The organism is Kitasatospora sp. NPDC085464 (genome assembly GCF_044541955.1).
GTDB lineage: Bacteria > Actinomycetota > Actinomycetes > Streptomycetales > Streptomycetaceae > Kitasatospora.
The window spans coordinates 120,358-128,240 of the sequence record NZ_JBITTM010000032.1; the positions used below are offsets into that span (position 1 = coordinate 120,358).

Consider the following 7,883-nt stretch of genomic DNA (forward strand, 5'->3'; position numbering starts at 1 on the left):
CACGTGTGATGCGACCGCGGGCCCGACCCCCGAGGGCGGGCCCGGGCCGTGACCGATGCTCTGCGGGTAGGCCCCGCCGAGGGGTTACCCGTGGTCGTCGGCGGAGGCGTCTCCGGCAGCCTGCTGCTGCTCCCGGAAGTCGTAGGTGTTGTACGAATCGGTCACTGGGGTCCCGGGAAGGACCCAGAACGCCGAGTACTCGGCGAAGAGCACCGGCTTGTCGCGGTCCGGGTCCGGGCCGTCATGCTTGTCGGCCTGCCGCAGCCGCTCTTTCTCCAGGAGCTCGACTGCCAGGCGCTTCGCTTCGTCGCCGTTCGCTGCCCGGACTGTGACGGCCCACTGTTCGTCCCCGCCATAGTTCGGGACCTCGTTGACGATGACGGTGTAGTCGGCCAGGACTCCCGGACGGTGGCGCTCTATCAGGGTGCGCAGCCAGGCCGGCCACATGCCAGGGGCGGCGAGCATGGTCTTGCTGAGCGAGAAGACGCCGAAGTTGATCAGGAAGGCGCCCCATCCCTCGTCCAGCGCGATGTTGGTCACCGTGCTGTCCTGGTAGGTGATCCGGACGACGCGCGGCGTACGGTCCCGGCCTTCCGAGTCCGTGATCGGGTCGGCGCCGTTGATGCGGTAGGTGAAGGTGCGCTCTTCACCTACGAAGGTCGTTGTGGTCACGGTGCGCTCCGGGGCGTTCAGCCGGGTCGGGTGGGCAAGGTGGTGCGGGTGGCACTGGGTCCCGGTCGGTTCGGGTGACCGGGACCCAGCGGTTGGGTGTTCAGCTCGCTGCGCTCTTGTGGTCGTTGCATCTCGACCGGCGGCGCAGCACGGGCAGCACCCTCGTCACTGCGGGAGGCAGGCGCTGATGGGCATCCCCGTCATGATGTGGCGGGTGGCCCCTTCGGGGGCTCGCCCGTTCGCCCGGAGCACGGCGGTCGACTTCTCGTCGAACTGGATGGTGGCCAGACGCCTGCCGGCCCACTCTGTGTGGACGACCGTTCCTGTCAGCCCCGTCAGGTAGCTCGGACTCATCTTGCCGAGGGCCACTGCGGCGCCTTCCCGGATCGCAGCCATGCCAGCCGTCGCCAGCAGGCCCCGGCGCTCCTGGGCCACCTCCATGTATCGGTCCAGTTCATCCTCGCTGGCGTCGCGGGCCAGGTAGTCGTTCACGGCGTCGGCGGTGACGTTCAACTCGGTTCTTCCCTTTCGGTGTGCTGCGCCTGTCGGGCGCCGGGTTCCTGGTGCGGCGTAGGTGTCAGACCGGGTAGACGCAGGTCAGGGGGATACCGGGCAGGGTGTGCTCGGTATCGGCGGTGGCAACGTAGTGCTCGCTGCGGTAGCGGATCGTGCTCTCGGCGTCGAGACGGATGCTGGCCACGGTCTTGCCCCTGCCGCGCTTGTCGATGCTGGCGACGGTGCCGCGCAGTCCGTTCAGCGTGAAGTCCTTCAGGCCGCCGAGGCGGACCCATTGTTCAACCGTGACGCTGGCCTCCCGAGTGGAGCGCAGATGCTTCCGTCGCCGTTCGGCGACCGCGTTGAAGCGGTCGAGGTCGGCCGTGGTCGAGTTGTTGGTGACGTAGGTGATGACCTGCTCGAACGAGATGGTGGTCGGGGCCACAGGTGTCCTCTCAGCTTGAATCGGGCGCGGGGCTGTTTCCCGGGGAAACAGGTGCCGCCCCCGGGAGGGGGGTGCCCGGGGGCGGCGGCTTGAGGTCGGGCTGATCCCCTGTCGGGGGCCAGGGGATCAGCAGCCGTGTCGAGCGCTTGTGCGGTCCGACATGGACAATGTTAGCGTCTAGACGCTTACTCATCAAGTTTTATACTTGACGCCACGTGCCCGAAGAGGCAGGTGCCTCTTTGCCAGCCCTGCCGTCCGCAGATTGGTTCAGGCGGTTGCTTCGGGCAGCGGGTTGGAGGCATCGGACTGCTGCGGCAGGAGCCGCCGCCGTCCCCTGGTGCTGCGCAGGTCCGCGACGACGTTCACGGCCTCGCCGATATCGCGGTGACGGGCCGACAGGTGCGGTCCGCCGGCCAGCGCGGCGTGGACGGTCGCCAGGCCCAGGCGACGCTGCCACGGCCCCTGGGAGAGACCGGTGAACTGCACCTTCGCCGCAGGGCACAGATGGACGACGTTACGCAGGAAGAGCCCGCGCCAGACAGCGAAGTACCCGTGGCGTGCGACGCAGGACAGGGTGTGGCTGAGGACGGCGGCGTAGCGTGCTCGCTTGGGCGCGGGGATCCGCATCCGGGTCGCCTCGAGCCCGTCGGGCCCGTACAGGTGCCTGATCAGCTGATCGGCCTGGTCTCGGGTTGCCACCGGCGCGAGCAGTATCGGCCGGTGGCGCCCGGCAGTGGCGAGGTGGACCTGAACCCAGTCGCGCCGGCGCCACAGGACGGGCTGTGTCAGCAGGACGGCGTGCGTGCGGTCGTGCCGCAGGGTCTGCTGTTGCCGGTCGAACAGCCCGAAGTCGACCCGGTAGCCGCCGGGCAGGGCCCGCAGGGTCCATCCGTGCCAGCGTGCCCACCGCCAGCCGGTCATCCGCCACGCCGCGCCCGCGGCGCCGAGAGCCGACAGCAGGGTCAGTGGCTCGCTGGACAGCAGGTACGGTACGAGACCCGTGCCCAGTGTCACCGCAGCACGGAGCAGCGTGTGGACCTCCAGCAGCAGCGCCAGAGCCAGTGTCCGGGGCGCGACGGTTACTACCGGCTCCGCCCCGGTGGCGGCTGCGAGCGGGAACTGCTCGGGCCCTGGCGGTGCCGGGGCTGCGCCGTCGGCAGCCATCCGCTCATGCAGCGCCTCGCGCAGCGCTCCGGCCTGCTCCTCGGACAGGTAGCTCAGCTGGGCGTGCTGACCGGACACCGATAGGCGAAGCGAGCACACGCCGATCAGTCGGCCCAGGAAGGGGCGCGTCACGTCTACTTCCTGAAGGTGGGCCAGCTCGAAGCGATGCCGGCGGCGCAGGAGGATCCCTGTGCGCACGTGCAGCGCGTCCGCGTCCAGGCGCCAGGACGTGGACCGCCAGGATGCGTAGCCGTATCCGCCTGCGGCCAGCGTTGCCGCGGCCGCCAGGGACGCCGTCACCGACGTGGGCCAGGTCCGGGCGGAGTGGACCAACTCCTGCAGATCGCGGAAGAGGAACCCGGCCACGCCGCAGGCCACCGCCCAGGTGCGCCGCCACGGGGTGACGGGATGCAGGCGTCCCTCGAGGACCGTCTCCTTGTCCCCGCTCACAGAGCCACCTGCTGCTCGCGAGCGACGACGGACAGGACGTCGCGGATGCGCTCCGCGTCGTCGGCGTTCACGTTGTGCACGCTTATGTGGTGGTAGGCGCCGGTGGCGACGTGAACGGAGGCCAGGCCGAAGCGCCGCTGCAGCGGACCGGAGTCGACCTGGATCGCCTGGATTCGCCCGTACGTCAGCTCGTACAGGCCGCGGTGCCACAGGCCGCCGCGCACCCACAGCCGGTCCTCGGTCAGGGCGTAGCCGGTGAACTCCCACCGTGCCCGAAGGCGCCACCAGCGGACGGCACCGCGCGCGGCACCGAGTGCGGCCACTGCCCAGCCCAGCCGGACCGGCCAGATCAGCCAGGAAGGCCCGTGCGGCCAGACCTGGGGAACGGTGAGGGCTGCGGCTGTGCCGACGGCGCACAGGGCTGACGCCCGAGCGACGGCGGCGACGCGCCACATGCGCAGTGCCGCTCGGGGTAAGGGGGTGAAGACCACCCCGTCGGGCTGGAAGGGCAGCGGTATGGCCCCAGGCTGATCCGGATCCGGTGCCGGAGAGTCGGTCGTCTCGTGCGTCACAGGGTTGGTCCTTCGGTTCGCAGGGTGGGCTGGGACTCCGGCCGGTTCGGGTAGCCGGAGCTCCAGCGGGATGAGGAGTCAGTAGACGCGGAAGCCGCCCTGGTGCTGCGCCCGGGTCAGGAAGTCGATCCAGCGGTTCCACAGGCCGAGGTCGCTGACCGCTGCGGCGTGGAGGAGGTCGGCGGTCTCCTTCCAGGAGTGCCCGCGCTGGTAGACGGTCAGGGCGGCGAAGATCTCAGCGGGTGTCACGAGCCAGCCCTGGTGGGCAGTCGCGAACTTGTGGGCCTCCATGGCGCGTGGCGGCTCCGTGTGCCAGGTCAGGACCTTCTCCCGCGCCTCGTTGTAGGCGACGACTTCCGGCTTCGGCTTGCGGTCCTCGTAGCGGTCCGGGTGCGCGGCGACGTCCAGGTCGTCCGGAGTGGTGCCGGCCGGGAGTTCGGGGAACTCGGGGCAGTCGTTGGCGGCGGTCATGCCCAGGCGCAGCATGGCCTGGCGGTAGGCGGCCATCTGCCACCGGTTGAGCTCGAAGTAGGTGGTGTGGGCAGCGCGGACCGCGGCGTGGGCAGCGTTCACCCGTTGGTGCGCCGCGATCGTCTCCGGAGTACCGGAGCGCACGGTCATGGCGTTCCGGGCAGCGAGGGCGGCGTCGTGGGCCGCCACCGCTTCCTGGAGCCCCGTGTTGTCCTCGGGGATGGGCTCGACAAGGTACATGTGGTGCCCCACGGCGGTTGTTGTCCTTTCTGGGTGTCACGGCTGATTGGGCGTCGGGTTCTGCCGATCGGCGCAGCTCGACATGGACAAAGTTAGCGCCTAGGCGCTTATTCATCAAGTAAACAACTTGTCGCCGCGTGGAGTGCAGCAGCGCCAGGTCGCCGAACTGGGAGGAGGACCGACCTTCCTCGGCGCACCGGCCAAGGCGAAAGGAGGTCCGGCTGCCATCGGGGTGGCAGCCGGACCGAGCGGATCAGTAGCGCAGCCGCCTACCGTCGAAGACGACACCGGTGTCCGGGAGGAATGCTCCGGGCACGAGGCGGGTGACGACCTGGTACGGCAGGCCGGGAACGTCGGCCAGACGCGTGGCACGGTCCAGCACCTTGGACGACCGGCGGAGGTTGGGGTCGCCGATCGCAAGCAGTCGATCCCCCGGCACGTGGACGACCAGGGCGTCGTTGACGCTGTAGCCAAGCCGGCGGTAGAACCCGTCAAGGGCTGGGCTGTGATCGAGGGTCACCAGGCCGCGGCCCGCCCGCGTGAGGCGCTGCTCAGCGCTGCGGAGCATAGCCCTGGCGATGCCCTGCCGACGGTGGCCAGGATGAACTGCGACGCCGTTGATCACGGCCACGCGGGAGAACAGGAGCTTCCGCGCCTGGGCCTGTCCGGCAAGACCAGGGTGGTCGAGCACCCACCGCGGGGGCCCCGCGAGGAGCGCGCCCACCAAAACGCCGACGTTGTCCTCGGCGAGCAAGCACAGGTTGTCGCCGTGAGAGAGCGGACCAGCAGGCCGGGAGGCGAGCACCGCCCGGGCGGGCCAGAACGGGTTGGGGTCGTCAGGGTCCGCGTGCGCGATGACGTCCATGAAGGCGGAGGTGTCGGCTCGGGTTGCGTCCCGCACCGTGATGGCCGGCCCGTTGGGAGAAGAGGGGATGGAAGGCAAGACGGACTGCTCCTGGAGTAGAGGTGGAAGAAGCCGCAGCACCGCCTGGAATGGGTGCTGGGTAGACCGCTGCGCCCCGGCGGGTTCGGGGCGCCGGTGCGCAGCGGAAGGTAGTGGTCCCGTGCCGGGCGGCTCAGGAGCCGTTCTGGTCGGCCAGCAGCTCGTCTCGCCGGGCCCGCGCCTGGGCGTCGCGCTTCTCCCGGTAGAGCCGGTCGATTTCGGCGTAGTCGATGCGCAGGCCGATGATCTTGGCTGCCTTGAGGAGAGCGTGCACGCGCCCCGAGGCGATGTACATGCCGTCGGACCAGTCACGGAAGCTGACGGTGTCCCAGGTCTCGCCGCGCGAGCGCAGGATCTCGGCGTAGTCGTGCCACTCCTCCACGAGGAGATCGGTGAGGGCGGCACGCTCGGCTTTGGTAGACATCAGGTCCTCTCTGAGGGGAGGTCAGCAGTGGTCGGCGTACTGCACGGGCCGACAGCGGCCCGTGCAGCGTCGGGGCGGTCAGCAGTAGGCGAATAAGCCGGGGGTGCCGCGCCACTCGTAGCCGATCTGGCAGGACTCGCTGGGGCCGATCGCGATGCCCGCGTTGCCGGGTGCGTCGTAGTAGGAGGTGTTCGCGCCGAGCCAGACGCTGGCGGCTACGGTCAGCAGGATCAGGACGGCGGTTCGTCGCTTGATCATTCGGGGGTCCCGTCGGTGTCGGTGCGGGGCCGGCCGCACCCCGGCCGGTTCGGGTAGCCGGGGCGCAGCCGGGTGGGCTACTGCCCGGTGAAGCGGGTGACCTCGTCCAGGACGGTGATCATCCGGTCGCGCTGCTGCGGGTCGGTGGGGTTACGCAGGAAGCTGTGCAGCTCGGTCTCCACGCCCTCCAGGTATTCGGCTTGGGTGGTCGTCTCGGGGTCGTTGCGGTAGTTGCGGATCAGGGCGGCCAGCAGGTTGGCGAGGGAGCGCACCAGCGGGAGGTCGAGTTCCTGCGGGGGGTTGGTCATCGTGTCGTCCTTGGGGAGTGATGGGCTGCTCGGTGCTGCCCGGGGGTGGGGCTGGGCCCCGGCGGGTTCGGGTCGCCGGGGCCCAGCGGGGTGGGCTACTGCTCGGAGTCGGTGCGGCGCAGCATGCGCCAGGCGGCTCGGTCGCCGGGGTTGAGGGAGGTGCGGGCGGTCTCCGGCTGGTCGTCCTTGACGGGCAGGTCGGGGCGCTGCGCCTTGAGGCGGGCGGGCGTGATCATCCCGGGCGAGTCGGTTGTGGTCGCGGTGAAGCGGGCTCCGCAGCCCGGGCGCGGTTCGCCCCACCCCGGGATGACGTCGTGGATGGTCTGGTCTGCCAGGGCGGTGCGTCGGCAGTTGCTGCAGCGGCTGCTGTTCCGGCTGATGATCAGGGTGGCGGTGGGCTCGGGTTCGGCCTTGGCCAGGTTGACGGGCACGGTGTGTCCTTCTCTCGGTGTGGGTGGGCTGCTGTGTGCGGCCCGGGTGGTGGGGGCCGCCCCGCCCGGTTCGGGCGGGGCGGCCGGGGTGTCAGGCGAGGCGGATCATGTCGCCGTCGTTGAAGGAGATGACGTCCTCGATCCCGCCGGTCCAGGTGATTGCGACCAGCCCGAGGCGGGTGTCGGTCTCGACGACGCGGCCGAGGGTGCCGGGGGCGACGACGGGCCGGGAGTGCTCGCCGTAGGTGCGGAGGGCGACGGTCTCGTACTGCTTGAAGTGGCGCATCAGCTGCATTGGGCTGGTCCTTCTCACTCGGTGGGCTGCTCTTGTGCGGCCCGACATGGACAAAGTTAGCGCCTAGGCACTAACACGTCAAGGAAGAAACTTGCCGAAATGGGCTGTCGCGTGGGCCCGTCGCCGGCCCGCGTCTCGGAGGCCGGCGGGCGCAGCGAGGCGCCCCGAGGAGGCGCCGCCAGGCTCCCGGGAGGCGCGCTCGGGGCGGCACTGCGCGCGTGCTCGCGGGCGCCCGCTGGCGGCCCCCCGGCCGCCCGTGCGGATGCGCGGGGTGTTTCCCGGGGAAACGCAAAGGGCTGACCCCCGCCCGGTCGGGGCGGGGGTCAGCCGTGGGTGCTAGCCGCCGATGGGTCCCGGGTTGTTGGTCGGGGTGGCCGTCGGGGTTCCGCTGGACGGGGTGCCGGGGGCACTGGGGGTCGTAGCGGTGGGGGTGTTCGTTGAGCCCGGGAACGGCGGTGCGAGCGTGACGGTCGCGGTCGCCGTGACCGTGGCGGTCGTTGTGACCGTCGTGGTCACCGTGACGGTCGGCATGGCGACCGTGTACGGGGCCTGGGCGCTGAACTGAGCGGTCGGCAGCGTGGCGAGGTTCGGGGTCGTCGCGTTGCCGGTCAGCGGCGCGATGGTCGGCAGGATCGCTGCCGGGGACATCGCGGGCTGGGAGGTGAGGTCCAGGCCGCTGGGGGCGGTCGGGAACTCGGACGGCCAGGCGGGGGTG

Annotated in this window: 12 protein-coding genes and 1 pseudogene; all 13 read right to left on the reverse strand. The window is 70.6% G+C overall.

Features of this window, described 5'->3' with window-relative positions; translation table 11 throughout:
* Positions 1-84: 84 nt before the first annotated feature.
* Positions 85-672: a hypothetical protein gene (locus ACIGG8_RS27505; RefSeq protein ID WP_396551498.1), complete on the reverse strand. Its 588-nt coding sequence runs from the start codon at positions 670-672 to the stop codon at positions 85-87.
* 165 nt (positions 673-837) lie between these two features.
* Entirely contained in the window at positions 838-1,185 is a 348-nt protein-coding gene (locus ACIGG8_RS27510) for a hypothetical protein (protein WP_396551499.1), read from the reverse strand.
* A 64-nt stretch (positions 1,186-1,249) separates the two neighbouring features.
* Positions 1,250-1,612, reverse strand: a complete 363-nt coding sequence (locus ACIGG8_RS27515) for a hypothetical protein (RefSeq protein ID WP_396551500.1) — start codon at positions 1,610-1,612, stop codon at positions 1,250-1,252.
* Positions 1,613-1,879: 267 nt separating this feature from the next.
* Entirely contained in the window at positions 1,880-3,226 is a 1,347-nt protein-coding gene (locus ACIGG8_RS27520; protein ID WP_396551501.1) for a PH domain-containing protein, read from the reverse strand.
* Positions 3,223-3,681 (reverse strand): PH domain-containing protein, encoded by a 459-nt coding sequence (locus ACIGG8_RS27525; protein WP_396551502.1) that lies wholly within the window; start codon positions 3,679-3,681, stop codon positions 3,223-3,225. The genes ACIGG8_RS27520 and ACIGG8_RS27525 overlap by 4 nt, the downstream gene beginning before the upstream one ends.
* 195 nt (positions 3,682-3,876) lie before the next feature.
* Positions 3,877-4,521 (reverse strand): hypothetical protein, encoded by a 645-nt coding sequence (locus ACIGG8_RS27530; RefSeq protein WP_396551503.1) that lies wholly within the window; start codon positions 4,519-4,521, stop codon positions 3,877-3,879.
* Positions 4,522-4,762: 241 nt separating this feature from the next.
* Positions 4,763-5,452: a GNAT family N-acetyltransferase gene (locus ACIGG8_RS27535; protein ID WP_396551504.1), complete on the reverse strand. Its 690-nt coding sequence runs from the start codon at positions 5,450-5,452 to the stop codon at positions 4,763-4,765.
* Between the two features lie 133 nt (positions 5,453-5,585).
* Positions 5,586-5,876, reverse strand: coding sequence for a hypothetical protein (locus ACIGG8_RS27540; RefSeq protein ID WP_396551505.1), 291 nt, complete (start codon positions 5,874-5,876; stop codon positions 5,586-5,588).
* A gap of 78 nt (positions 5,877-5,954) precedes the next feature.
* Entirely contained in the window at positions 5,955-6,134 is a 180-nt protein-coding gene (locus ACIGG8_RS27545; protein WP_396551506.1) for a hypothetical protein, read from the reverse strand.
* A 77-nt stretch (positions 6,135-6,211) separates the two neighbouring features.
* Positions 6,212-6,442 (reverse strand): hypothetical protein, encoded by a 231-nt coding sequence (locus ACIGG8_RS27550; RefSeq protein ID WP_396551507.1) that lies wholly within the window; start codon positions 6,440-6,442, stop codon positions 6,212-6,214.
* Between the two features lie 95 nt (positions 6,443-6,537).
* Positions 6,538-6,873, reverse strand: a complete 336-nt coding sequence (locus ACIGG8_RS27555) for a hypothetical protein (RefSeq protein WP_396551508.1) — start codon at positions 6,871-6,873, stop codon at positions 6,538-6,540.
* 91 nt (positions 6,874-6,964) lie between these two features.
* On the reverse strand, positions 6,965-7,168 hold the full coding sequence (locus tag ACIGG8_RS27560; protein ID WP_396551509.1) for a hypothetical protein: 204 nt from the start codon (positions 7,166-7,168) through the stop codon (positions 6,965-6,967).
* 336 nt (positions 7,169-7,504) lie between these two features.
* Positions 7,505-7,883, reverse strand: a pseudogene (locus ACIGG8_RS27565) (hypothetical protein); the annotation flags it as partial.